We start from the raw sequence: 25,197 nt of genomic DNA, 5'->3' as shown, positions 1-25,197 counted from the left end.
CCTCTCACGATCGCGCCCGGGATCGCGTAGGACGGCGCCATGCCGTCCGCCCTGCCCACGCTTCTCCTCCTCGCCGTCCCGCTCGCCGCCGCCCTCACGGCGGGGCTGATCCTGCGTCTGTTCCCGCTGCTGCAGCGCTATGCCCTGGCGCGGCCGAACGCCCGCTCCAGCCACAGCGTGCCGACCCCGCAGGGCGGCGGGATCGCCGTGGTGACGGCGCTGGTGACGATCTCGGGCCTGCTGATCGCAGCCCCCGAGATCGGCGGCCGGCCGGACTGGATCTGGCTCGCGGGCTGCACCCTCGCCCTGGCACTCCTCGGGGCCGTGGACGACGTGCGCCCGCTGCCGGCCGGCCTTCGGCTCGTCGCGCAGGCCGTGGCGGTCGGCCTGCTGGTCGGGCACCTGGACGGACGGCTGCTGCCCGGCCTCCCCGTCTGGCTCGAACGCGGTCTCGCCCTCGTGGCCGGCCTGTGGTTCGTGAACCTGACGAACTTCATGGACGGGCTCGACTGGATGATCGTGGCCGAGATCGTCCCGGTCTCCGGCGCCCTGCTGCTGTTCGGCCTCGCCGGGCTCCTGCCGCCGCTGCCGGCCCTGGTGGCGGCCTGCCTGCTCGGCGCGGTGCTGGGCTTCGCGCCGTTCAACCGGCCGGTCGCAAGGCTTTTCCTCGGGGATGTCGGCGCGCTGCCGATCGGGCTCGTCACCGCGTGGCTACTCTGGCACCTCGCCCTAACGGGAGGCCTCGCGGCCGCCCTGCTGCTGCCGCTCACCTACCTCGCCGATGCCAGCCTCACCCTCGCCGCCCGGGCCCGCCGGAGGGAGCGGATCTGGGAGGCGCACCGGGGCCACTTCTACCAGCGGGCCACCGTGAACGGCCTCGGCGTCCCGGGCGTGGTGGGGCGCATCTTCGCGGTCAACCTCGGGCTCGCGGCGCTGGCTGCGGCGACCTTGTTTTGGCCGTCCTGGCCGGTCACCCTCGCGGCGCTGGCGGCCGGGCTCGCCCTGGTCGCGGCCCTGCTCCGCCGCTTCGCCCGCGCTCCGGCGCCGGCCACCGAAGGTGCCGCCCACCCGTGACCGGACTGATCGCGCTCACCGGGGCGACCGGCTTCATCGGCCGCCACCTGCTCGCCGACCTCACCGCCCGCGGCTACCGGGTGCGGGTGCTGCTGCGCCGCCCGACAGCCCTTCCAGAAGGTGCCGCGAGCGCGGTGGTGGGCGACCTGACGCGCCCGATCAACATGGCCGCCGCGCTGGCCGGCGTCGACGCGGTGGTGCATTCGGCCGGCCTCGCGCATGCCATGTCGGGCGCCCCGGAGGACGATTACCGCACCCTCAACACCGAGGCGACGCGCAAGCTCGCGGAGGCGGCTGCCCGCGCCAAGGTGCGGCGGTTCGTGTTCCTGTCCTCGATCCGTGCCCAGGTGGGCCCGAGCGCGTCGGGCGTGGTCGGGGAGGGCGATCCCGCCGCGCCCACCGACGCCTACGGCCGTTCCAAGCTGGAGGCCGAGCAGGCGCTCGCCGAGATCGGGCTCGACTGGGTCGCCCTGCGCCCGGTCCTGGTCTACGGCGCGGGGGTGAAGGGCAACATGGCCGCGCTCCTGCGCCTCGCCCGCAGCCCCTACTGGCTGCCGCTCGGCGGCCTCGCGGCCCGGCGCTCGCTCATCTCCCTGGAGAGCCTGTCGGGGGCCGTCGACACGGTGCTGCGGGCGCCGGATCCCGTGCGGGCAGCGCTGATCGCGGCCGATCCCGATCCGCTCAGCCTGCCCGAGATGATTGCGGCGCTCCGCGCGGGTCTCGGCCGCAGCCCGGGGCTCGTCCCGGTGCCGGCCGGCCTCCTCAAGCTGGCCTGCCGGATGACCGGCCGCGACGCGCAGTTCGCCCGCATCGCCGAGGGGCTGGTGGCCCGGGCCGACGGTCTGGCGGCCCTGGGTTGGCAGCCGGCCGGATCGACCCGGGACGGGCTGGCGCGGCTGGCGCAGGCGGGCGGCTGAGGATCCGGAACCCCAACTCCGGGATTCCAAAGGGATCATCCCTTTGGCGGGTGTCGGGCGGAGCCCGACGAACCTTCCAGGGCTTTGCCCTAGACCCCAGACAAGGGACGATCCCTTTCGAAACCCGGTTACGCCGCGCTCATCGCGGCAGCCGGCGCGCTTCGCGCCACCCGCTGCGCAGCGCGCTCGCGGAAATGCGGCACCGCCGCCTCGAACACCGCCTCCGCGGCGACCCGGTCGCCGGCCGACACGGCGGCGCGCAGTTCCGCCACCCAGGCGTCGAGGCGCGCCCGGTCGGCGAAGTTCGGCCGCGCCGCCATCACCCCGTCGATCCCCGCAAGCGCCACGCGCGGCTCGTCCCGGGCGAACAGGATCTCGTTCAGCCGCTCGCCGGGCCGCGCGCCGGTGAACGCAATCTCGATCTCCGCGCCGGGCTCGAAGCCGGCGAGCCGGATCATCCGCTCGGCGAGGTCGGCGATCCGCACCGGCTGGCCCATCTTGAGGACGTAGACCGCGGCGCGCTCCGAATCCGGCGCGGTGCGGGCCTCGCCGTCCGCGTGGGAGGCGGCGGTCAGGACGAGGTCGCAGGCCTCGCGGACGGTCATGAAGTAGCGGACCATCTCGGGATCGGTCACCGTCACCGGACCGCCCCGGGCGATCTGTGCCTTGAACACCGGCACCACCGAGCCGGCCGAGCCCAGGACGTTGCCGAACCGCACGGCGATCAGCCGGGTGGGGTGACCCGGCCGGACCGACTGCTCGGCGTCCAGCGCCTGGGCGACCATCTCGGCGAAGCGCTTGGTGACGCCGAGCTGCGAGACCGGCTCGATCGCCTTGTCGGTGGAGATCATCACGAGCGCCCGGGCGCCGGCCGCCACCGCGGCTTCGGCGACGTTGATCGAGCCGAACACGTTGGTCTTGATGCCCTCCTGCCAGTCCCGCTCCAGGTAGGGCACCTGCTTCAGGGCGGCGGCGTGGAGCACGTAATCCGGCCGGAACGCCACGATGACCGCATGCGTCCGCTCCCGGTCGCGGATGTCGGCGAGAACCCCCGTCACCGTGGCTTCGGCGGCCAGGATCGCCGGGTGCGTGAGGATGCCGTGCAAAGCCGGCTCCGAGGCGTCGAGCACCAGCACCGCCGCGGCCCCGAACGCCACGGCGCGCAGGCAGATCTCGGAGCCGATCGAGCCGCCGCCCCCCGTCACCACCACCCGGCGGCCGGTGAGGAACGCCTCCAGGCGCACCCGGTCGATCGGCACGGTCGGGCGCAGGAGCAGGTCCTCGATCTCCAGCGGCGCCAGTTCCGGGCCCTGGGCGCCCTCGCCGAGGCCGGCCACCCGGGCGAGGGGTAGGCCGAGCCGCCGGGCGCGGGCGATCAGGTCGTCGGGCGACGCCTCCGGGACGAGGGCGCTCGGCGTCGCTACGAGGCGCCGCACCGGCTCGCCGCGGGCGGCGAGGTCGGCCACCACCCGCTCCAGATCCGGGAAGCCGCCGAGCACGGCGACGCCGCGCATGAACTGGCCGCGCTCGTCCGCCCGCGGTGAGAGGATGCCCCGGGGCGCGAGCTTCTTCACCGAGCCCGCCTCGATCGCCCGGATCAGCACGTCGATATCGGCCCCGCGCCCGAGGAGCAGGGTCGGCACGGTGGCGGCCCGGGCGCTCGACTGCCGGGACCGCGTGTCCTTAAGGTAACGGAAGGCGAGGCGCGCCCCGCCGAGGAAGAAGATCTGCAGGACCCAGTAGAGCAGGATCGCGATCTTGCCGAAGAAGTAGAAGCCGTAGAGGTCGGCCGAGACCAGGACCCAGTCGGTCACCAGCAGGGCGAGCGCCAGCACGCTCGCCGCCCGGACGATGCCGGCGAGATCCTGCAGCGAAGCGAAGCGCCACTTGGTCCGGTAGAGCCGGAAGCGCGCGTAGACGAGTCCGGCGAAGGCCAGGAACGGCGGCAGCAGCAGGGGCAGGGCGTGCAGACGCTCGTCCAGCATCCCGCCCTGGAATCGGAACAGGAAGGTGAGCACCACGGCGGCGGCGGTCGCCGCGAGGTCGTGGGCCACCATCACCGCGGTCTTGTAGTGGCGCTGCTGCATCGGGGGCCGAATGGGGTGCCGCGGGGTATCCGCCGCGGGACCTGTCCTGTCAACGCGACGGGCCGTCCGAACCCGCGTCAGGTCAACGCCCGGGCCGCTTCCCCGGCCGCATCGTCGACCCGGTCGATGTCCGGGGCCTCGATGTGCCGGTAGCGGGCCTGGATCAGCCCGAACGCCCCGAAGGCGGCGTGGCCCGCGGCCACGAGTCCAAGCAGGACCGAGCCGTAGGGCTGGGCGCGCAGCAGCGCGAAGGCCTCGCCCAGCCCCTTGGCGTCGGACGAGCGCTGGTGCCACGCCGCCGCGACGAGGAACCCGCCGATGATCAGGAAGGCCAAGCCCCGTGCCGCATAGCCGAAGCGGCCGATCGGTCCGGCCCAGCGCGCCCGGGCCTGGGCATCGAGGGCGAGCCGATCGGTGACGTCGCCCCGCCACGCCTTCCCCAGGAAGCCGAAGCCGCCGCCGACCACCGCGAGGCCGGCGAGCGCCACGAGCCAGCGGCCGAAGGGTTTGGCGAGCAGCCATGCGGTGCCATCGTGCATGCCGTCGCCGCCGCTCAGGCCGAGCCCAAGGCTCAGCGACGCGGCGCTGGCGGCGAGGCCAAAATAGAGGGCGGCACTGACCAGATGCGCGCCGCGCACCGCCAAGCCCTTGATCCCGGTGCCCCGCCGGTCGGCATCCGTGACGGCCTCGATGAGGCGCCAGAGCGCAAAGCCGGCGAGCCCCAGGGCAATCAGGCCGACGAGCGCCGCGCCGAAGGGTCCGGCCAGCACGGCGCGCAGGGCGTCCTTGCTGTCGCCGGCCCGCCCGCCATGGCCGAGCGCCGCCAGCAGGGCGAGGCCGCCGACCACGAGGTAGACCACGCCGCGGGCGCCGTAGCCGAAGCGGGCGACGCGCTCGATCGTGTTGCGGCCGCCGGGGAGGGTGCTCATGCCGGGATATGGGGGTGCTCGTCGGATGCGGACCCGATCAACGCCCCGCGGCAGGTGCCCGATCCGTTGCCGGCGTAGGAACCTGCGCCGTCCTACATCGGCGTGCGCTCGGCCCGTCCGGACAGCGCTACGTAGAAGCCGAGCCCGTCCTGGGCCGGCAGGGTCTGCAGGCGCTCGATCAGGCCGCGGCGCTTCGCGTCGAGGAGCAGGCGCCCCGCCGGCTGGAACAGGGTCTCGCCGCCGCCCTCCGGGGGCGGATCGAGGCGGATCGCCACGGTCTTGCCCTTGGCGAAGCGGCTGCGCTCCAGCATGTCCTTCAGGGAGGCCTCGGCCCGCGCCCGGTTCGCGCCGCGCAGGTCGAGAACCGAGTCCGCGTCCGTCACACCGAGGGAGCCGCGCAGCTTGGCCGCGTAGAAATCTTCGAAATGGGGCAAGTCGGTGCCTTGGTGCTCTGCCGGGCCGGGGAAGCCGACCCTTGAGTCGGGTGCGGCTCAGGAGGTGAGCCCGCGATAGATGTCGCGCACCGGCACGGCGCCATCAAGCTCCGGCAACGCCACGATGCCGTCGAGCCCGACCGCCGTGCCGCCCCAATCCTCGGCCTCCCGCCGCCAGACCTCGACCCGGGCCTCGTCGGAATAGACGATCAGCAGGACCTTGAGGCTCGGCACCGTCCGGTAGAAGTCGAACTTGCGGCCACGATCCAGGCTCACGGTCGAGGGCGAGAGCACCTCGGCGACGAGGAGTGGATCCGCGGCATAGCCGTCCGGCAGGGGCGGTCCGCAGCGCACCACCACGTCGGGGATCGGCGCGAAATCGTCCATCGCGTCGCTGAGGATCGCCAGACCCGGCATGGCGCGGCAGCCCTTGCCGTCCGCGAGATCCCCGATCCGGCGGATGAGGTTGGCGACTATCGCCTGATGTCGCTCCCGGGGCGGCGCCATCAGCACCGGCTTGCCGTCGAGCAGTTCCCAGCGCTCCTCGTCCGGGCGGGGCTCCACCCAGCGCCTGTACGCGGCGACGTTCATGCGCGCGTCGCGCTTCACAGCCAACGCCATGGCGGCCTCCGATCGCGACTCGGAGCTTAGCACGGGGCGGCCCCAGGGGCGACGGCGTCAGTCGCCGCCGCGCTCCGCACCGGCCATCAGGAAGCGCTGCGGATCGACCGGCACGCCGTCGATGCGGGTCTCGTAGTGCAGGTGCGCCCCGGTGGAGCGTCCGGTCGAACCGACGGAACCGATCGTGTCGCCCGCGGCGACGCGCTGCCCCGGATAAACCGCGATGCGGGCGAGATGGCCGAACCGGGTGGTCAGGCCGTGGCCGTGATCGATCTCCACCATGTTGCCGTAGCCCCCCGCGGCCTCGGCGGCGATCACCCGGCCGGGGGCCGTGGCGCGGGCGGGTTCACCGTATTCTGCCTTCAGGTCGAGCCCCGTATGGAGGGCGAGGCCGCGGGTGAACGGGTCGAGCCGGGTGCCGAACGGGCTCGACACGATCGCCTCGCCCCGGATCGGCCGGCCCAGGGGCAGCCCGGCGGTGGTCCGGCGCAGGCGCTCGCCATCCGCAAGAGTCCGGCGGGTCAGGGCGAGGCTCGCCTCGAAGCCGGCACCATCCAGGACGCGGCTGTCGAGGGGGACCAGCGGACCGCCGACGCCCGCTGACGGCGCGTCGAAGCGTGCGGGATCGAGGCCGGTCCGGCGGATCAGGCCGCGCAGGCGCTGGACCTCGTCGCCGGCCCGCGCGGCCAGGCCGGCAAGGCGCTCGCCTTGCGCCGCCTGCAGGCCGTCGAGGCGCGCCTCCAGCCGGATCAGCCCGGTCTCGGCCTCGAGGGCGCTCCGGCGCGGCAGGATCCGGGTGGGCTCGTCGCCATCGTCGGAGCGCAGATCCAGCGCATCGTCGACCGGCGTGGGGCCGACGCCGCGGCGCGGAGCCAGCGCACCGGTGGCGACGGGATCGGGGCGCGTTTGCCGCGCAACCTCGGCCAGGGAAGCGGCGCGCCGCTCCAGTTCGGCCTGTCGTGCCAGCGCCGCCGTGACGCGCTCCGCCAGCCCGGTCTCGGTGCCGGCCCGGTCGCGGTGGTCGCGGTCGAGGCGATCACGCAGCTCCGCGAGCTGCTCCTCATAGGCGTCGCGCAGCGCCGCCTGCCGGGCCACGAAACCGGCCAGCACCTCGTCGTGAAAGACGATCAGGTAGCTCGCGCCCAGCGCCCAGAGCAGCGCGAGCGCGAGGCCCACGGCGAGCCACGGCGTAGCCCGGGGCGGACGGCGCGATGAGAGTGTCGAACTGTGCATCGGGACGGCCCCGCGAGAGCCGTCATTCAAGACTGGGTAAGGTTAAAGATCCGTCGAGAGTTGTATCGGCGCGGCTCGTCTTGCCTCAAGAAAGCGCCCGGGCGGCCTCCAGCACCGCCTCGGCATGGCCCGGCACCTTGACCTTCGGCCAGATCTTCGCGATCCGCCCCGCGCGGTCGACCAGCACGGTGGTGCGCTCGACGCCCATGTATTTGCGCCCGTACATGCTCTTCTCGACCCAGACGCCGTAGGCTTCGAGCACGCCCTTGTCCGCGTCGGAGGCGAGGGGGAAGGCGAGGCCGTACTTGCCGCAGAATTTGTCGTGGCTCTTCACCGGATCAGGCGAGAGGCCGACGATCTTCGCGTCGGCCGCCGCGAAATCCGGCAGCAGGCGGTTGAAGTCCTGCGCCTCCAGGGTGCAGCCGCTCGTGTCGTCCTTCGGGTAGAAGTAGAGCACGACTTTGTGACCCTGGAGCGCGGATAGCGCGATGCGGCCTCCCGCAGAGGCGGGCAGGTCGAAATCCGGGGCCGGATCGCCCTCTGACAGCGGCATCGTGCCTTCCTTTCGGCCGAATGATGATGTGCAACCGATCCCGTGCCCGGCACCACGCATTCACGCCGCGCACGCCCGAGCCAAAACCGGAGTCGCGGCCGCTGTAAAGCGCGGGCGCGCTTCGATCCACCGGCCGCGGAGCCAGCGGGCTCTGCGGGCCAGACTCCCCGGAACAAGGGTCCCGATGGCGGACGAGACGACGGCGGCATGCAAGCCCCGGGGGAGGGCACGGCGCGTAGGCGGTTTCTGCCTTGTGAGCGCGCTCGCCCTGGTGCTGGTCCTCGGCGCCGGGATCGGCCTCGTGGCCCTGCGCCTGTCGAACGGGCCGCTGCAGATCGACGGCCTGTCGCGCCGCGTCGCCGCCGCGGTGGCCGAGCGCATCGGTCCCGGCTGGAGTATCGGCATCCGCGGCAGCAGCCTCGAGCTCGACCGCGAGAATGCCCTGAGCCTGCGCTTCACCGGCCTCGACATCCGCAATCCGCAGGGCGACCTCGTAGTGCGCGCCCCCCTGGCGCTGGTCAGCCTCGACCTCTGGGGCCTCCTGCGGCTCAACCTGCAGCCGCGCTCCATCGAGTTCCGCGAGACGCAGACCACCGCGCTGCTGCACCGGGACGGGTCCATCGCCTTCGCGGCCTCGGAGGCCAACCACCCGGTCGACATCCAGCCGCATACGCCCCCGAGCGTGGACGGGGTCCGGGGCAGCGTGTCGCCGCTCTCGGCGGGCATCGCGTCGATCTTCGGCATCGTGCTCGATCCGAGCGGCGTGGTCGGCGCCCTCGACCGGGCCCGGATCACCGATGCGCGCCTGCGCCTGATCGACGATGACGGCCGTGAGCGGGCGGTCTTCGCCCGGGTCAACGGCCTGTTCGGACGCGATCCAGCCAACGGCACACGTACCTTCGAGCTGCGGCTCGACGGGCCGCACGGCGAGTGGCGGTTCGGCGGCGCCCTGCGCGACGGGGGCGAGGGCCAGGAACGCTCGGGCGTCATCACCCTCGACGACCTGCCGGTCACCGACCTGCTGCTGCTCTCCGGCCAGTCGGGCCTGCCGCTGACCACCGACCTCAAGGTCTCGGCCCGCGCCGACGTGAGCCTCGCGGCCGGGCGCATCAAGACAATGACCGCCAAGGTTCATACCGGCGACGGCACCTTCCTGATCGAGGAGAAGGACTTCAACCCCGTCACGGTTGAAAGCCTCGACGCGAATCTGAACTGGGACGAGGCCGGCCGCGTGATGGCGCTGACCGGCCTGGATTACCGTGGGGCCGGCAACGCCGTGCACCTGACCGGGGCCTGGAAGGGCAGCGCGGCGGATGCCGCCACGACCTGGACCGCGACGCTGGCGAGCCGGGACGCCACCCTGCGCGGCGCGACGCCGAAGGACGCCCCGGTGAAGATCGACGCGCTGGACGCGCAGCTCTCCGGCCGGGACGGCGGCATCGCCATCGATGCGCTGAACCTGGCCGCCCCGGGGGTGACCGGGACGATCACCGGGACGATCGGCACTACGGCCGACGATGGCGGCCTCAACCTTCACATCGTCGGCCATGACGGCGAGGTCCGGACGGGCCTGCGCCTCTGGCCGGAGCACATCGCGCCGCCGGCCAGGACCTATCTGGTGGACCAGCTCCGACGCGGGCGCGTCGATTCGGTCGATATCCGGGTGAAGATGTCGGGAACCGTCCTGGCCGCCGCCACGCGGGGCGAGCCGGCTCCGGACGACGCCGTCCATATCGATTTCCACGTCTCGGATGCGGCGATCGACGTCACAGCCGACGCGCCGCCGGTCACCAAGGGCAACGTCGTCGGGACCATCACGGGCCGTTCGACCAATGTGCGCAACGTGACCGCCGAAGTTCACGGGCCGGACGGGCGCGGCCTCGCGATCACGGATGGCAGCTTCGTGATCCCGCAGATCACCCCCGACCGGGTGGTGGCCCAGATCGGCATGCGCCTCTCCGGGGGCGCCGACGGCATGGCCTCAGTGCTTCAGGCCAAGCTGTTCAAGAGCGTGATGAGCGTCGATCTCGACCCTGCCACGATCAAGGGCAGCGCCGACCTGCGGGTCGATTTCCCCCTCGACCTCAAGCACATCCCCGACCTGCCCGACCTGCCGGTGACCCTGACCGGCACCCTCAACGACCTCGCGGTCGACAAGGTGATGGGCAAGGACCGGCTGGAGGCGGGCAAGTTCTCCTTGGCGTATGATCGTGGCGCCTTCACCCTGAAGGGCGACGGCCGGGTTGCGGGCGCCCCGGTCTCCGTGGACCTGCGCCAGCCGAAGGTCGGCCAGCCGGGCGAGGCGATCGTCAACGTCGCGCTGGACGATGCGGTCCGGGGCCGGAAGGGCCTTCCGACCGCGCCGCAGCTCACCGGCACGATCCCGGTCCGCGCCGTGGTGCCGATCGGCCGGCCCGGAACCGGCAAGCCACCGATCCGGGTCGAGGCGGATCTCGCCAAGGTCGGGATCGATGGGTTGCTGCCGGGGCTGACGAAGCAAGCCGGCAAGCCGGGACGGCTGACCTTCACCCTCGTGGATGGCAGCCAGGGCCTCGAGCTGCGCGACCTGGCCCTCGACGCGGCGCCGGCGCAGGCCCGCGGCACCGTCACGATCACGCCCGAGGGGACTCTGGAGCGGGCGGACCTGACGAACGTCAAGCTCTCGCCCGGCGACGACCTGCGGGTCAGCCTCGACCGGACTGGCAGCGGCTACAAGGTCGTCGTCCGGGGCGCGGTGGTGGATGCGCGGCCGTTCCTGAAGTCCCTCGGCGGACCGGACGGAAAGGGCGGCAAGGACACGAAGGATGCGAACCCCAAGGATATCGACGCCGACATCCAGGTGCCGATCGTCACGGGCTTCAACGACGAGGCGCTGACCGGCGCCAACCTACGGCTGTCGCTGCACGGAAAGACCCTGCGGGCCGCCACGATCAGCGGCCGCTTCCGCGCGGCCCCCTTCGCGGCCTCCGTCACCCGGGGTGAGCGCGGCGTGCCGACCCTGGCGGTGGATTCGGCCGATGCCGGCGCGACGCTCCGCTTCGTCGACATCTACCGGCGGATGCATGGCGGGCGGCTCAATGCCGGGATCGGCCTCAACGACGGCCCCCAGGCGGGCGTCGTGCAGATCCGCGACTTCACCCTGCGCAACGAGCCGGCTTTGTCGAGCATCATGGCGCAGGGGCCGGAGCCGGCCGACACCGACGCGGCCCGCGGCCGCCGGATCGCCCCGGGCCGGGCGGCCGGCGACGTCACCTTCGACCGGATGCGGGCCAACTTCGTGCGCACGGGTACGCGGGTGGATTTCAGCGACGCGGCGATCTCGAACGCCGCCATGGGCTTCACCCTGTCGGGCTGGCTCGACACGGGTCGCGAGCGCACCGACATGACCGGGACCTTCGTGCCGCTCTACGGGCTGAACAACGTGGCCTCGCAATTGCCGCTGCTCGGGCCGCTGCTGGGCGGCGGCCACAACGAGGGTCTGTTCGCCGTCAATTTCCGCGTGGCCGGCAAGCTCGCCTCCCCGGACGTGAGCGTGAACCCGCTCTCGGCCATCGCCCCGGGCTTCCTGCGCAAGCTGTTCAGCGCCGGGGGCGGGCCCTTCGCGGATGGGATGCAGGCGGTGCCGCAATAGGGCGATGCGGGCTCGAGCGCGCCGCCGGGTTCGCTGCGGCCCACAAAAAAGCCCGGCGCGGCGGACCGCACCGGGCCGAAGCCAAGTCCCAAAAGACTACTTCTCGACGAAGGCCTTCTCGATCACGTAGTGGGCCGCCTCGCCGTGGTTGCCCTCCTCGTAACCGCGGGAGGTCAGGAGCTCCCGGGTGTCGCGGATCATGTCGGGGCTGCCGCAGAGCATGAAGCGGTCGTTCTCGATCGCCATCTCCGGCAGGCCGATATCCGCGAACAATTTGCCCGAGACCATCAGGTCGGTGATCCGGCCGCGGTTGCGGAACGGCTCGCGGGTGACCGTCGGGTAGTAGATCAGCTGGTTCGCGATCATCTCGCCCAGGAACTCGTGCTTGGGCAGCGTCTCGGTGATCGTCTCGCCGTAGGCCAGTTCCTGCACCTGCCGGCAGCCATGGACCAGCACGACCTTCTCGAACCTTTCGTAGGTCTCCGGATCCTTGATGATCGACAGGAACGGCGCCAGCCCCGTGCCGGTGCCGAGCAGGTAGAGGTGCCGGCCGGGCAGCAGATTGTCGAGCACCAGGGTGCCGGTGGGCTTCTTGCCGATGATGATCGGGTCGCCGACCTTGAGGTGCTGGAGCTTGGAGGTCAGCGGCCCGTCCTGGACCTTGATCGAGAAGAACTCCAGCTCCTCCTCGTAATTGGCCGAGACCACCGAGTAGGCGCGCAGGAGCGGCCGCCCCTCGACCTCCAGGCCGATCATGGTGAACTCGCCGTTGCGGAAGCGGAACGCCGGATCACGGGTGGTGCGGAACGAGAACAGGTTGTCGGTCCAGTGATGGACCGACAGGACGCGCTCCTCGTAGAACTTGCTCATCGACGGATCAGTCCTCGAATCCTCTGATGCCCGGTGCGGCAGATCCCCGCCGTCCCATCGGACGGGGGCGGATCCTTGCGAGACGGCCCGCCGGGATCCGGATGTCAAACATACGCGTGTTGCTTCTTTCGCAGTTGCAGCACGCCCGTCAAGGCGCGCCGAGATCACACCCGCGAAAGAACTGAACGGCCTGGAATCGTTCGAATATTAGCGTCTTCGCGGACCCGCCACAGCCGCGCCGCGGACATGGGAGGGTTGCCGCCGGCTGCGGCGCTCAGGCGACCGGGCCGGGGCGCAGGGGCGTCAGGCCCGCCTCGATCTCGGCCCGGCGCGGCTCCAGGAACGACGGCAGGGCCAGGCGCTCGCCCAGGGTCTCCAGCGGCTCGTCGGCGGTGAAGCCGGGGCCGTCCGTGGCGATCTCGAACAGGATGCCGTTCGGCTCCCGGAAGTAGAGGCTGCGGAAGTAGTAGCGGTCGACAGGCCCGCTGGTCGGCACCCGGGCGACCCGGAGCCGGTCGGCCCAGGCGTCGTAATCGGCATCCGGGATGCGGAAGGCGACGTGATGCACCGCCCCCGCACCCTGCCGCGCCGGCCCGGACGAATCGGCCAGGAGCTGGATCTCCGCGGCCGGGCCGCCGGGGCCCATGGCGTAGACCTCGACCGGTCCGTCCTCCGTCTGGAAGGCCCGGTCCCGGCGCATGCCCAGCACCGCGGTGAGCACGGCGGCGGTGCGGCCGAGATCCGGCACGGAGAGCCGGATCGGCCCGAGGCCGCGGATCTGGTAGGCGGCCGGCACCGGCGAGCCGGCCCAGGGATGCTCCGGCCCGGTCCCGCCATCGTTTACGAGGGCGAGGCGCTGCCCCTCGGGATCCTCGAAATCCAGGGTGAGGCGCCCGTCCCGCAGGACGGGTTCGGCCTCCACGATCCCGGCCTCGCGCAGGCGCGCGTGCCACCACGCCACCGCGGCCGCGCCGGGCACGCGCAGATGCGTCCGGGTGATGCTGTTCGAGCCCCGCCGCTCCCGGGGCGCCGGCCAGTCGAAGAAGGTGAGGTCGGTCCCCGGGCTCGCCAGACCGTCCGCGTAGAACAGGTGGTAGGCCGAGACGTCGTCCTGGTTCACGGTCTTCTTGACGAGGCGCAGGCCCAGCGTGCCGGTGTAGAACGCGACGTTCTCCGCGGCGCGGGCGGTCACCGCGGTGAGGTGGTGGATGCCGGTGAGCTGCATGGGGTCTCAGGGGTTGGCGGCGATCGGCCTGAGGTGGGGTTCGGGGGCCAGGTTGCGAGGGCTGGCCATACAGGGAGCGCTTCGGCAGATCTCAGGCTGCGTTCACTGGGCGCGTCTCAGGGCGTGATGGAACTGTGTGCTCGTCGTCATGACTTATCGGCGCCCGACAACGGTTTGCGGGCCGCGTGGCGAAACCGCTGCACCACGATCTCGTCGTCGCCGATGAAATAATCGATGTGGTAGGGATAGGGCGTGAGGAAGAGGCGCCGCACGCCGGGCATCGACGTCCGAGCCCCGGCGTAAGGATGATCCCCACGACCGCGATGAGCGCTGTCAGCCGGCCTTCAACGTTAGCCGCGCCTTGCGGGGACTGGGTCGCGATGTGGCTCAGGGCGCGGTCGATCGGCTGCAACGCGCGCCGCTGAAAATGCAACGTCAAAGGCGATACTTGGACAGGACGGCCTCGACTTCGGCCTCCGTCGCGAAGTCCCCGCGCATCCTCTCGGCCTGCGCCTCGACGAGATCGGCGATTTCATCAGCCGTGAGTTCGATCACCGCCTCGTCCCGGCCTGCATAGGCCAGCACGAGGCGGGCGATCTCATCCTGCATCTCGGGCGGCAGCGCGCGGGCGGTTTTCATCGCCCGATCCAAGAGGTCGGTCATGACTGCAGTATGCACCGATCGCCGTCCGACAAAAGCGACCCCGCTCTCAGAGCCCGACCGGCCGCCCCGCGGCCACCACCAGCATCCTGCCATCCGCGAAGGTCCGCGCGGCGGCGCGGCGGATATCGGCCTGCGTCACGGCCGCCACCATGGCATTGCGCCGGGCGATGTAATCCATGCCCAGCTCCTCGAAGGCGATCTGCACCAGCTGGTGGGCGATCTTGGTCGATGTGTCGAAGCCGAGCGCATAGGAGCCGGTCAGGTAATCCTTGGCCTTCTGGAGCTCGTCGTCGTCCGGCCCGTCCGTGATCAGCCGGCCGATCTCGTCGCCGATCACCGACAGCGCCTCGCCGACGCGCTCGTTCTTGGTGGCGGTGTAGCCCCAGGTCATCGCGGCCGAGCGGTGGCTGACCAGCGAGGTGCCCACCGAGTAGGCCAGCCCACGCTTCTCGCGCACCTCCTGGAACAGGCGGGACGTGAAGGCACCGCCGCCCAGGATGTGGTTCAGCACGTAGGCCGGGATGAAGTCCGGATCGCGCCAGGGCACGCCCGCCATGCCGAAGCGGATCACCGACTGGGGCACGTCGAGGTCGACGATGACGCGCTTGCCGAGTTCCTGCACCTCGGTGCGCGGCACGACCTTGAGCTCACCGGCCTCCGGCAGCGCTCCGAAGGCGCGGTTCAGGCCCGCGGCGAGCTGCTCGGCGCCGATCGCACCGACCGCCGCGACCTTCACCCGGCCGCGCCCGATGATGCGGGCATGCATCGCCAGGAGGTCGTCCCGGGTGATCGCCGCGACACTCTCGACCGTGCCGGAGGAGGGGCGGGCATAGGGATGGCCTGCAAACGCCTCCGTGAAGAAGCGGCGGGAGGCGAGCACCCCCGGATCGTTCTGCTGGTAGCGCAGGCCGGCAATGACTTGGCCGCGCACGCGCTCGATCGCGTCCGGGTCGAGGCGGGGCTTGGCCAACGCCAGGGCCAGGAGCTCGATCGCCTCGTCGGCATGCTTGACCAGCATCTTCAGCGAGCCGCCGATCGCGTCCGGCCCGGCATGGAAGGACAGCTCGATCGCCCGGGCGGCCAGCCGCTCCTGGAACTGGTCGGAGGTCAGGTCGCCCGCCCCCTCGTCGAGGAGCCGCGCCAGCATCTGCGCGCAACCCGACTTGCCGGCCGGGTCCTGGGCGGCGCCGCCCTCGAAGGTGAAGGCGAGCGCGATCAGCGGCACGACGGGGGATTCGACGTGCCACGCCTCGATACCGGGGGCGGTCACGACCGGCAGCGCCGTCGTCGGCGAGTTGGCGGGGGTTGCGGTCTCGACCAGAGTCTCGGTCAAGCTCATGGGAACCTCTTGTCTCTATCTCGGGCGACGGCGGAGCAGGCCAGGGCTCCCATGCGGCACGTCCCGTCGCGGCCCAGGGCCGCCGGGACGCGACCGGGGCTATTCGGCGGCCATCGCGACCGGGGCGTCGGGATCCTGCGCCTTGGTCAGGTAGCCGGTGATCGAGCGGGCCGGCGTCAGCCAGCGCTCGGCGGCGCCCTTCAGACGCTCCTGCGACACAGCCTCGATGTCGGTCGGCCAGCGGCGGACCTCCTCGATGGTCTCGCCGATCGCCAGCGCGGAGCCGTAGATCCGGGCGAGCGACGACTGGCTGTCGGAGGAATAGACCGTCTCGGCCACGAGGCGGGTCTTGGCCCGCTCGATCGCCTCGGCGTCGAGCGCCTCCGCGGGGGCGCGGCGCAGCACCTTGTCGACGGCCTCCTCCAGCTTCTCGAGGGGCACGCCCTCGGCGGGCACCGCGTAGACGGAGAAGCGCGTGTCGTCGATCGCCGAGCCCATGTACCAGGCGCCGGCATTCACCGCGAGGCCGGTCTCCATGACCAGCTTGCGGTAGAGATAGGAGGTCGAGCCGCCGCCCAGAACCTCGGCCAGCAGCTCGAGGTCGTGGCAGCCACCGTCCCGGGCGGTGATGCAGGAGGGGGTCAGGTAGAGCCGCTGCAGGGTCGGCTGCTCGACCTTCGGGTCAGCCACAGCGACCCGGCGGAGCGCCTTCGGCTCCGGCTCCCGCGCCCGCACGCGCTCCGGCCGGGCGCCCTGGGGCGCGACGCGGCCATAGGTGGTCTCGGCGAGACGGCGGACCTCGTCGGGGGTCACGTCGCCGGCCACCACCAGGATGGCGTTCTCGGGGGTGTAGAAGCGCTTGTAATAGGCCAGCGCGTGTTCGCGGTTCAGCCCCTCGATCTCGTGCATCCAGCCGATGATCGGAATGCCGTAGGGGTGATGCACGAACAGGCCGGCCGCCATCGCCTCGGACAACTGGGCGGAGGGGTCGGTCTCGACCCGCATGCGCCGCTCCTCCAGCACCACGTCGCGCTCGGGCGCCACGACGGCGTCGTCGAGGACGAGGCCGCCCATCCGGTCGGCCTCGAATTCCATCATGGTGCCGAGGTGATCCCGGGCGACCCGCTGGAAATAGGCGGTGTAGTCGTAGCTGGTGAAGGCGTTCTCCTGGCCGCCGAGGCCCGACACCGCCTTCGAGAAGGCACCGACCGGGTGCGTCTCGGTGCCCTTGAACATCAGGTGCTCGAGGAAGTGGGCGATGCCCGACTGGCCGAGCGGATCATCGGCCGAGCCGTTGCGATACCAGATCATGTGGGTCGCCACGGGGGCCCGGTGATCGGGGACCACCACCACGTCGAGGCCGTTGTCGAGGGTGAAGGCCGTCACTTCCGGGCCGCCCGCCTCGGACCGCCCGAACGGCGCGGCATCGCCCCGGCCGGCGCTGGCGCCGAAGGCCGAGCCCGGACGCAGCGGGAAGAGGGGGGGCGTCGCCTTCCTGAACAGGTGCATTCCGCTTTCCTTCTGCCGGCCCCGTCACCCGACGCCGCGCTTCGGAACGCCTGTGCGGATGGGGCCGTCCTGGTCGCCGGCGCGCAAGAACCGCACCGGGACGATCATGTCATGTTGCCATGCCGTGGCGCCGTTGCAACAGCGACATGGCGTTCCGGTTACTGCTGCGCGCGCTGGCGGAGGTAGGTCCCGGGATCGGACTCCTCCTTTTCGCGGCTGGCATTGTTGATCGGATCGCTCGAGGGCGGGCGCGCCAGCTTCTTGGGCGACTGCCGGTAGCCGGTGGGCGGATCCGTCAGCACGTTGCGGCTCGGCTCCACGTCGGAGGGCTCCGCATTGGCGCTCTTGCCCTTGAGCAACTCGAAGGGGCTGAGCAGGCTGTCGTCGCGATTGCCGTCGCCGGGCTTGCGCTCCGCTTCGGTGGTCAGGCTTGCCCCGGCGCGGCGGCCGCCGCGGATCTCGTCCACCGACAGGGTGGCGTTGTTGTCGTCGTAGCGGCCCCGGGCCTGGTTGCCCGTCGGCTTGCGGCGCTCCTCGGCGGCACGCTCGCGCTCGACGATCTCGGGATCCTTCGGCCAGGCGGTGCTGGTGGAGCGGGCCCGGGGACGGGGCAGGGCCTTGCCGTCGAGCTTGGGCGGCATCACCAGGGGCGGGCGCTCGTGATAGTCGATCGGATCCTGGCGCTTCTCCAGGAGGCCGATACCCGACAGGGCGTCGCGCATGAACTCGCCGCGCTCCTGTGCCTGGGCGCCGACCGACAGCAGCGGCGTCAGGGCGAAAGCGGCGGGGAGGAGGAGTCGAAGCCTGCGATGCCCGGTCATGCTGCCTCACGGGTTCCGGCCGGGGGGTCCGGCTCGGGGATGGCCGCGGTGCGGCCTGATCCGACGGGTCCCGGCCTGAGACCGGTTTCCGGCGATCGTATGGCGCCTTGACCACGGCAAGCGCGCGTGGGGCTTTCGCCCGGCCGCTGTGGTGCGCGCATCACAGGCGCGCCGCGGGATCGCCGGGCGTGGTTTCCCCCTGGCGCCGGCCGGCCGGGACCAAGCTATCGAGGATCAGGCCGATCACACCGGCCACGATCGCCGCGTCGGCGATATTGAACACGTACCAGGACCATCGGCCCACGTGCAGATGGACGAAGTCGAACACCGCCCCGTAGACCGCCCGGTCGATGGCGTTGCCGAGCGCCCCGCCGACGATCAGCCCGAGGGCGGTTCCGAGGAGCCGCGAGCCCGCCCGGCGCATCCAGAGCCCGAGGCCCAGAGCGGCGGCGAGCGACAGGGCGACGAGGGCCCAGCGCCCGAACCCGCCCTCCTGCTGGAACAGGCCGTAGGAGACGCCCCGATTCCAGACCACCACGAAGTCCGCGAAGGGGGCGAGCCGCCAGGGCTGGGTCAGGACGAGGTCGGTGCCGAAATAGAGGCCGAGCTTGGAGGCTTGGTCGAGGAGGAGGGTGAGCAGGAGGGCCGTGAGGCCGGCGCGGAAGGGGGTCATGCGGCGACCGCGCGGACGAGGGTGGAAAAACCCTCTCCCCATGCGCGGGGAGAGGGCCGCATCTCCCCCTCGCTGGGGAGCGCGGCGAGGCGGTAGCCGAAGGTGAGGAGGCGGTTCAGGCGGTGACTCATCCGGAGCCGCCCCCTCACCGCCGCTCCGGCTGCGCCTCCGCTTCCCGCACGGACGACGCGGTCCGTGCGGGCCTCTCCCCGCAAGCGGGGAGAGGGGCGCGCGGCGGCGGCGGTGAGCACAGCCCTCACGCCGCGCTCGCCTCCGGATGCGCCGCATCCCACTCGCGCAGGGCCTGGGCGTCGCGGGGGGTCACGTCCGGATAGTCCGGATCGCCGCCGACCTCCGGGCTGACCCGCCAGGAGCGGGCGCATTTGCGGCCGTCAGCCGGGCTCGGCACCACGGCGACGCCGCGCACCTCGTCGAGCCGGAAGGCGTCCGCCGGCCCCTCGCCCGCCGCCACGGTGATGGCGGACGTGATGCAGGTATCGGCGAAGTCGCAGCCTTCCAGCGCCGCCAGAAGCTCCGGATCCGCCACGTAGACCTGCGGGGCCGCCTCCAGGCTCGCGCCGATGCGCTTGGCTGCGCGCTCGATCTCCAGGGCGCCGGTGACCACCCGCCGCACCCGCCGGATCTTTTGCCAGCGCTCCGCGAGGGCGGGGTCGAGCCAGGCGGCCGGGGTCTCCGGCAGGGTCTGGAGATGCACCGAGCCGTCCTCGGACGGGTAGCGCTCGAGCCACGCCTCCTCGGCCGTGAAGGCCAGCACCGGGGCCAGCCAGATCGCCGCCCGCCGGAAGGCCTTGTCGATCACCTGCAGGGCCGCCCGGCGGCGGACCGAGGAGACGGGATCGCAGTACAGGGCGTCCTTGCGCACGTCGAAGTAGAAGGACGACAGGTCGCCGGTCATGAAGCCGTTGAGCAGGGCCACCACGCGCTTGGTGTCGAAGCTCGCGTAGGCCTCGCGGATCTCGCCGTCGAGCTCGGCCAGCCGGTGCAGGATCAGCCGCTCCAGCTCCGGCATCTCTTCGTACGCCACGTCGTCGCCCGGGACCCGGTGGGCGAGGGAGCCCAGCATCCAGCGCAAGGAGTTGCGCAGCTTCCGGTAGGTCTCGGCAAACGTCTTGATGATCTCCGGGCCGATGCGCAGGTCGTCGGTGTAGTCGGAGGCCGCCACCCAGAGGCGCAGGATGTCGGCGCCCGAATCCTTGATGACGCTCTGCGGCGCGACGACGTTGCCCTTCGACTTCGACATCTTCAGGCCCTTGCCGTCGAGCACGAAGCCGTGGGTCAGGACGATGTCGTAAGGCGCCCGGCCGCGGGTGCCGGACGATTCGAGCAGCGAGGACTGGAACCAGCCGCGGTGCTGGTCCGAGCCCTCCAGGTACATCACCCGGTCCGTCCCGCCGTCGCGGACGCGCGTGACCCCGGCGAGGCCCGGAAAAGCCTCCGGATCGTCCAGCACGAAGGCGTGGGTCGAGCCCGAATCGAACCAGACGTCGAGGACGTCGGTGACCTTCTCGTAAGACGCCGGGTCGTGCTCGGGCGCGAGGAAGCGCGCGGCGGCCTCGTCCCGGAACCACGCGTCGGCGCCCTCGGCCGCGAAAGCGTCGCGGATGCGGGCGTTGACGGCCGCATCCTTCAGGATCTCGCCCGTCTCCCGGTGGACGAACACGGTGATCGGCACGCCCCAGGCGCGCTGGCGCGACACCACCCAGTCCGGCCGGTTGGCGACCATGCCGGTGATGCGGTTCTTTCCTTGAGTCGGCACCCACTGGGTGTCGTCGATCCCCTGGAGCGCCACCTCGCGGAGCGTCCGGTTGCCGAGGGACTCCACCGGCCGGTCCATGGCGATGAACCATTGCGGCGTGTTGCGGAAGATCACCGGCTTCTTGGAGCGCCAGGAATGCGGGTACTGGTGGCGCAGGACCCCGCGGGCGACGAGGGCCCCGGCCTCGGTCAGCGCGGCGATGACCGCCTTGTTGGCGTCGCCCTTCTCGCCCTTGTCGGTGAGGACGCGCTTGCCCTCGAAGCCCGGCGCGGCCTTGGTCAGCGCGCCGTCGGCATCCACCGTGTAGGGGATGATCGGGTCGATGCCGCGCTCGGCGAGCAGGCGACCGCTCGCCATCCAAAGCTCGAAATCCTCGCGGCCGTGGCCGGGGGCCGTGTGGACGAAGCCCGTGCCGGATTCGTCGGTGACGTGGTCGCCATCGAGCATCGGCACCGCGAAGCCGTAGCCGAGCGCCGCCAGGGGATGGGCCAGGGCGAGGCCGGCGAGTTGCGCCGGGCCCACGTCGCCGACGCGCTCGAACGCCTCGACCCGGGCAGCCTTGAACACCGTGGCGGCGAGGCTGTCGGCGAGCACATAGGTCTGGCCGGGGGTCGCCCAATTGTCGGCGGGCGCCTCCGTGACCCGGTACAGGCCGTAGGCGATTTTTTTGGAGTAGGCGACGGCGCGGTTGCCCGGGATCGTCCAGGGCGTCGTGGTCCAGATTACCACCCGGGCCTGGGCGAGGTCGCCCTCGGCGCCGGAGCGGATCGGAAACGCCACGAACACCGTGTCGCTGACGTGCTCCTCGTACTCGACCTCGGCCTCGGCCAGCGCGGTCTTCTCGACCACGGACCACATCACCGGCTTCGAGCCCCGATAGAGCTGGCCGCTCATCGAGAACTTCATCAGCTCGTCGGCGATCACGGCCTCGGCCGGGTACGCCATGGTGGCGTAGGGATGGTCCCAGTCTCCGGTAACGCCGAGCCGCTTGAATTCCTCCCGCTGCACGTCGAGCCACTGGGCCGCGAAGGTCCGGCATTCCTGCCGGAACTCGATCACCGGCACGTCGTCCTTATTGCGGCCCTTGGCGCGGTACTGCTCCTCGATCTTCCACTCGATCGGCAGGCCGTGGCAGTCCCAGCCCGGGACGTAGTTGGCGTCGAAGCCGAGGGCGCCCTGGCTGCGCACAACCACGTCCTTGAGGATCTTGTTGAGCGCCGTGCCGATGTGGATGTTGCCGTTGGCGTAGGGCGGGCCGTCGTGGAGCACGAATTTCGGCCGGCCCTCCCCGCGGGCGAGCAGCTTCCCGTAGAGGTCGATCTGCTTCCAGCGCTCGAGGAAGAGCGGCTCGCGGACCGGCAGGCCGGCGCGCATCGGGAACTCGGTCTGCGGCAGAAACAGGGTCTTGGAATAGTCGCGGGCGGGCGCGGTCTCGGGGGTGGTCATCGGATCTCGCATCGGCGGTCGGGCCGGCAGCGTCGGGCCGGCGGAATCGGGGCGGGCGGCAGGAGGATCCCGGACCTCCGCGCGGCCACGCTAGAGCGGGCCCTCAGGCGGAGGCCGGGCCGGTAATTCGAATCGGGCGGCGGACGCCGCGCAGGGCGCGCGAAGCGGGCATGAGGCGTTCTCTATCAGCCGCCCCGGCCCGAGGCCAGCGGCAGCACGGATCACGCGCCCGTGACTTGGGATGGGACCAATCGGCGCCTGGATCGTTGACCAACACACCCTCCGCCCGTCGAGGCGGCGCGGAGCCGACCCAGATCCGGGAGTCCATCCATGAAGAAGCTTTTGATCACGACCCTCGCCCTCGCGCCCATCGCCTTCGCGGGCGCCGCGCAGGCGCAAGGGACGGCGCGGGGCGCCCAGCGCGGCGCCGAGGACGGGGCGGCGGCAGCCGGTCCGGTGGGCGGCGTGGTCGGCGGTGCCGTGGGCGCGGCCACCGGCACGGTCGGCGGCGTGCTCGGCACCGATCCCGATCCCGCCCGCCGCGCCCGCGAGAACCGCCGTGAGGAGCGGATGGACCGCCAGGAGCGGCTCGGCCGCTAAAATTCAGGGCCGGTCGCCTCAGGCGGCCGGCCGCGTCTCCCGGCGGATCGTCTCCTGCGCCAGGAGGTAGAGCCCCGAGCCGACCACGATCATGGCGCCCGCCACGGTCCAGCGGCTCGGCAGATCGCCGAACAGCAGGAAGCCGAAGGTCACCGACCAGAGCAGCTGCGTGTAGATGAACGGCGACAGCACGTTGGCCGGCGCGCGGGCATGGGCCAGCACCAGCAGCCAGTGGCCGAGCGTCCCGAACAGCGCGACACCGATGAGCAGCGCCCAGTGGGTCAGGTTCGCCGGGTTCGTCCAGATCCAGGGCAGGAGCGGGGCCATCAGCCCGAGGCCCGCGAGCCCCGTGTAGAACATGGTCGTGGCGGTCGAATCGTAGGCCGCGAGCTTGCGCGTGATGATCGCGTAGAAGGCGTAGACCAGCACGTTGGCCACGCAGAGCAAAGCGGCCGGATGCATCCCGCCGACGCCCGGGCGCACGATCACCAGCACGCCGAGGAAGCCGACGCCGATCGCCATGAGCCGCGCCCGCGACGACCACTCGCCGAGCAGCGGCCCCGCGAGCAAAGCCACGGTGAGCGGCGCGGCGAACTGGATGGAGATCGTCTCGGCCATCTGCAGGTAGCGCAGGGCCAGAAAGTTCAGGGCGGTGGAGGCGAAGAGCAGGAGCGAGCGGATGATCTGCAGTGGCAGGCGCCGGCTCTTCACCACGCCCGGGGTGCGCACCGGATTGATGAACAGCGAGATCATGGCGACGCTCGCCGCGTAGCGCATGAAGGTGGTGACCAGCGGATCGACGCCGCCCCGCGCCAGCGTTTTCGCGCAGGCATCGAGACCGGCGAAGAACGCCACCGCCCCGCACATCAGCGCGATGCCGACGAGCCGCCGCCGTCCCGCCAAATCAGCCTCCGGGGCGGCGCGCGCGCTGTCATCGGTGAGGGATGTCGCGAGCCGCGTGCCCATGCCTGCCAAACCTCGTGGAGGCCGATACTCCTGCCACGCTCGGGCCCGTCCGGGTATCGGCCGGCGCGCAGGGGAACCATGCAGCCGGCACGGTCTCCCGCGCCGGGCCGGCACGGTCCCCCGCGCCGGGGCGGCTCAGTCCGCCGCTCAGTGCTTGGCCGCAGCCTTCTCGACCGAGGCGGTCTTGGTGGCGGCCTTGGCCGCAGGCTTGGCGGCCTTCCTGGGCGGCGGCGCCCCCGCCATCAGGGCGGCGAGATGGCTCTGGTCGAGCCCCGAAGCCGGGCCGAGGCCGGCGGCAGGGGGCGGCACAGTCGGGGCGGGCGCCAGGCTCGCGGCCGCGAGCGGAGGCTCGACCCGGCGCGGCGCGATCGAACCCGTCGTGACCGGCTCGGGCACCGCGGCCGCGGCGACCGAGATGGCAGAGTCCCGCTGCACGCGCAGGGTCCAGTGGGCGGCGGTGGAGAGCGCGGCGACCGCCAGGATCGCCTTGATTCCGCTGGTGAGCAGGGCTCGCATGGTCTCAGGCCCGAATGAACGCGGTTACGCCGGACCGGATCCCCGGCCCCGCTGCATCATCGCGCGGGAGCGTGAACGAACCCGCAATCGGGTGGGGCAGCACCGTCCCGGAACGGGTCAGGTCCATCCTTCGGCGGGGATCGGGAGCGGGCGATATGTGGGCCTTGCGCCGGATCCGCGGTTCCTGTTCCCCGCGTGCCCGACACTCCTGCAGCGACTCGGCCCACTGAGCCTCACAGGAGCGGCCCAGAGAACTGGTCCGGACCATCCCGTCACTGCCGACCCCGCTGCCATGCAGGCCCGAGCGGGCTCGCGAAACCTTCAGGCGCATCGGCGGCCGGGGACAGCCCGTGTAGAGGGTGACAGCCGAGCCGGCAACAGAGGCCGGGCCGTTTCGAAGGCCCCCGCGGCGATCAGCGCGCCGCGGCCGCCGCGGCGAAGCGTATCAGCGCCGCGCTGTCGGCCTCGCCCGTCTCCGCGGCGAGGTGCCGGTAGAGCGCGGCATAGCCGGTGAAGACCTGACGGCCGGCCGTGTCCGGCCCGAGGAAATCAGCGATCTCCCCCATCTCGGGGGCCCAGCGGTAGGCCTTGGGCGCCATGTCGGGCAGGCCCTTGGCGAAGCGGGCGAGGAGCGACGGCTCGTTCTCGGCGAGTTCGGCGAGCAGCGCCGCGCCGGCCCCGGCGCGCTCGGCGGCCAGGATCATGATCGCGGCCAGCGCCGTGAGACCCTTGTTGAGGCCGGCATAGCTCATCTTGAGGCTGGAGGCCGCGCCGACCCCGCCGGGACAGACACGCAGGTCGAGGCCAAGGTCGCGCAGGATCAGCGCCGGCGCCGTCTCGGCCCCGGCGACGTAGACGCGCGGCCCCTTCGTGCCGGGCTTCGGTGGCAGGCCGAGGATCGCCCCGTCGAGGAACGGCGCGCCGGTGGCGGCGACGATCTCCGCGATGCGCCCGACCGTTTCCGGGCTGACCGCGTTGGCGTCGATATAGACCGGCTTTTTCGGAGCCGCCGTTAGGGCGGGCGCGAGCCGGCGGGCCAGCGCCTCCGCGTCGGCGGGCGGCACGATCGAGAGCAGGATGTCGGCGGCGGCGAGGTCGGCATCCGCGGCGTGGACCATGCCGGCGGCCTCGGCCCGGGCGCGGCTCGCCGCCCCGCGCCCGTCGAGGGAGGTCAGCACCTGGGCGCCGTGCTCGGAGAGCCGGGCCCCGACGGCGCTGCCCATGGCGCCGGGGGCGATCACCGCGATGGTGGGCATGGCGAGACTCTCCAGGGCACGTGATCCCACCATAGTAGTCAGCAGGGCCGGCAGAGC

The 25,197-nt window shown here is 71.9% G+C and carries 23 protein-coding genes; 4 read left to right on the top strand and 19 right to left on the bottom strand.

Annotated features, from left to right (window positions below):
• The first annotated feature begins 39 nt into the window (after positions 1–39).
• Both MKK88_RS28230 and MKK88_RS28225 read left to right on the top strand, forming a co-directional pair.
• Entirely contained in the window at positions 40–1,074 is a 1,035-nt protein-coding gene (locus MKK88_RS28230; RefSeq protein ID WP_244005751.1) for a glycosyl transferase, read from the top strand.
• Entirely contained in the window at positions 1,071–1,991 is a 921-nt protein-coding gene (locus MKK88_RS28225; RefSeq protein WP_244005749.1) for an NAD-dependent epimerase/dehydratase family protein, read from the top strand. Before MKK88_RS28230 ends, MKK88_RS28225 begins: the two co-directional genes overlap by 4 nt.
• Before the next feature lie 128 nt (positions 1,992–2,119).
• Here the strand turns inward: MKK88_RS28225 and MKK88_RS28220 are convergent, their stop codons facing one another.
• The 6 genes from MKK88_RS28220 to MKK88_RS28195 all read right to left on the bottom strand — a co-directional run bounded on the left by MKK88_RS28220 (position 2,120) and on the right by MKK88_RS28195 (position 7,848).
• Positions 2,120–4,078 (bottom strand): SDR family NAD(P)-dependent oxidoreductase, encoded by a 1,959-nt coding sequence (locus MKK88_RS28220; RefSeq protein ID WP_244005747.1) that lies wholly within the window; start codon positions 4,076–4,078, stop codon positions 2,120–2,122.
• 77 nt (positions 4,079–4,155) lie between these two features.
• Positions 4,156–5,007, bottom strand: a complete 852-nt coding sequence (locus MKK88_RS28215) for a DUF1206 domain-containing protein (RefSeq protein WP_244005745.1) — start codon at positions 5,005–5,007, stop codon at positions 4,156–4,158.
• Between the two features lie 92 nt (positions 5,008–5,099).
• Positions 5,100–5,441, bottom strand: coding sequence for a hypothetical protein (locus MKK88_RS28210; protein WP_244005743.1), 342 nt, complete (start codon positions 5,439–5,441; stop codon positions 5,100–5,102).
• A gap of 57 nt (positions 5,442–5,498) precedes the next feature.
• Complete coding sequence (locus MKK88_RS28205) at positions 5,499–6,062, bottom strand: Uma2 family endonuclease (protein ID WP_244005742.1); 564 nt, start codon at positions 6,060–6,062, stop codon at positions 5,499–5,501.
• Between the two features lie 57 nt (positions 6,063–6,119).
• The gene (locus tag MKK88_RS28200) at positions 6,120–7,295 is read right to left on the bottom strand and encodes a M23 family metallopeptidase (protein ID WP_244005740.1); all 1,176 of its coding nucleotides are present in this window, start codon (positions 7,293–7,295) and stop codon (positions 6,120–6,122) included.
• Positions 7,296–7,380: 85 nt separating this feature from the next.
• Complete coding sequence (locus MKK88_RS28195; RefSeq protein ID WP_244005738.1) at positions 7,381–7,848, bottom strand: peroxiredoxin; 468 nt, start codon at positions 7,846–7,848, stop codon at positions 7,381–7,383.
• Between the two features lie 184 nt (positions 7,849–8,032).
• Between MKK88_RS28195 and MKK88_RS28190 the strand changes: the two genes are divergently transcribed.
• Positions 8,033–11,479, top strand: a complete 3,447-nt coding sequence (locus tag MKK88_RS28190) for a DUF3971 domain-containing protein (RefSeq protein WP_279602577.1) — start codon at positions 8,033–8,035, stop codon at positions 11,477–11,479.
• Positions 11,480–11,575: 96 nt separating this feature from the next.
• Here MKK88_RS28190 and MKK88_RS28185 read toward each other — a convergent pair whose 3' ends face one another.
• The 10 genes from MKK88_RS28185 to ileS form a co-directional block, all read right to left on the bottom strand.
• The gene (locus tag MKK88_RS28185; RefSeq protein ID WP_244005734.1) at positions 11,576–12,349 is read right to left on the bottom strand and encodes a ferredoxin--NADP reductase; all 774 of its coding nucleotides are present in this window, start codon (positions 12,347–12,349) and stop codon (positions 11,576–11,578) included.
• Positions 12,350–12,623: 274 nt separating this feature from the next.
• Complete coding sequence (locus MKK88_RS28180) at positions 12,624–13,574, bottom strand: ring-cleaving dioxygenase (RefSeq protein ID WP_244005732.1); 951 nt, start codon at positions 13,572–13,574, stop codon at positions 12,624–12,626.
• Between the two features lie 146 nt (positions 13,575–13,720).
• The gene (locus MKK88_RS33975; protein ID WP_279602576.1) at positions 13,721–13,846 is read right to left on the bottom strand and encodes a hypothetical protein; all 126 of its coding nucleotides are present in this window, start codon (positions 13,844–13,846) and stop codon (positions 13,721–13,723) included.
• A gap of 163 nt (positions 13,847–14,009) precedes the next feature.
• Complete coding sequence (locus MKK88_RS28175; protein WP_409566721.1) at positions 14,010–14,213, bottom strand: hypothetical protein; 204 nt, start codon at positions 14,211–14,213, stop codon at positions 14,010–14,012.
• A 70-nt stretch (positions 14,214–14,283) separates the two neighbouring features.
• Positions 14,284–15,576: a M16 family metallopeptidase gene (locus MKK88_RS28170; protein ID WP_244005728.1), complete on the bottom strand. Its 1,293-nt coding sequence runs from the start codon at positions 15,574–15,576 to the stop codon at positions 14,284–14,286.
• A 99-nt stretch (positions 15,577–15,675) separates the two neighbouring features.
• Positions 15,676–17,085, bottom strand: coding sequence for a M16 family metallopeptidase (locus tag MKK88_RS28165; RefSeq protein ID WP_244005726.1), 1,410 nt, complete (start codon positions 17,083–17,085; stop codon positions 15,676–15,678).
• A 158-nt stretch (positions 17,086–17,243) separates the two neighbouring features.
• Positions 17,244–17,906 carry a hypothetical protein gene (locus MKK88_RS28160; RefSeq protein ID WP_244005724.1) on the bottom strand — a complete coding sequence of 221 codons (663 nt, stop codon included), beginning with the start codon at positions 17,904–17,906 and terminating at the stop codon, positions 17,244–17,246.
• Between the two features lie 160 nt (positions 17,907–18,066).
• Positions 18,067–18,579 carry a signal peptidase II gene (gene lspA / locus MKK88_RS28155; RefSeq protein ID WP_244005723.1) on the bottom strand — a complete coding sequence of 171 codons (513 nt, stop codon included), beginning with the start codon at positions 18,577–18,579 and terminating at the stop codon, positions 18,067–18,069.
• A complete protein-coding gene (locus MKK88_RS33970) occupies positions 18,576–18,710 on the bottom strand; it encodes a hypothetical protein (protein ID WP_279602575.1) in 135 nt (44 codons plus the stop codon). Before MKK88_RS33970 ends, lspA begins: the two co-directional genes overlap by 4 nt.
• Before the next feature lie 125 nt (positions 18,711–18,835).
• Positions 18,836–21,802 carry an isoleucine--tRNA ligase gene (gene ileS, locus MKK88_RS28150; RefSeq protein ID WP_244005721.1) on the bottom strand — a complete coding sequence of 989 codons (2,967 nt, stop codon included), beginning with the start codon at positions 21,800–21,802 and terminating at the stop codon, positions 18,836–18,838.
• Between the two features lie 330 nt (positions 21,803–22,132).
• On the opposite strand from ileS, the gene MKK88_RS28145 reads away from it, so the two are divergent.
• On the top strand, positions 22,133–22,402 hold the full coding sequence (locus MKK88_RS28145) for a hypothetical protein (protein ID WP_244005719.1): 270 nt from the start codon (positions 22,133–22,135) through the stop codon (positions 22,400–22,402).
• 18 nt (positions 22,403–22,420) lie between these two features.
• On the opposite strand, the gene MKK88_RS28140 is transcribed toward MKK88_RS28145, so the two are convergent.
• The 3 genes from MKK88_RS28140 to MKK88_RS28130 form a co-directional block, all read right to left on the bottom strand.
• Positions 22,421–23,368 carry a DMT family transporter gene (locus MKK88_RS28140; RefSeq protein ID WP_244005717.1) on the bottom strand — a complete coding sequence of 316 codons (948 nt, stop codon included), beginning with the start codon at positions 23,366–23,368 and terminating at the stop codon, positions 22,421–22,423.
• A gap of 147 nt (positions 23,369–23,515) precedes the next feature.
• On the bottom strand, positions 23,516–23,884 hold the full coding sequence (locus tag MKK88_RS28135) for a hypothetical protein (RefSeq protein ID WP_244005715.1): 369 nt from the start codon (positions 23,882–23,884) through the stop codon (positions 23,516–23,518).
• A 413-nt stretch (positions 23,885–24,297) separates the two neighbouring features.
• A complete protein-coding gene (locus MKK88_RS28130) occupies positions 24,298–25,140 on the bottom strand; it encodes an NAD(P)-dependent oxidoreductase (protein WP_244005713.1) in 843 nt (280 codons plus the stop codon).
• Positions 25,141–25,197: the final 57 nt, after the last annotated feature.

The sequence above is a fragment of the Methylobacterium sp. E-005 genome (assembly GCF_022829725.1).
In the GTDB taxonomy this organism is placed as follows: Bacteria; Pseudomonadota; Alphaproteobacteria; order Rhizobiales; family Beijerinckiaceae; genus Methylobacterium.
This window is presented reverse-complemented; position numbering and strand designations above follow the sequence as displayed.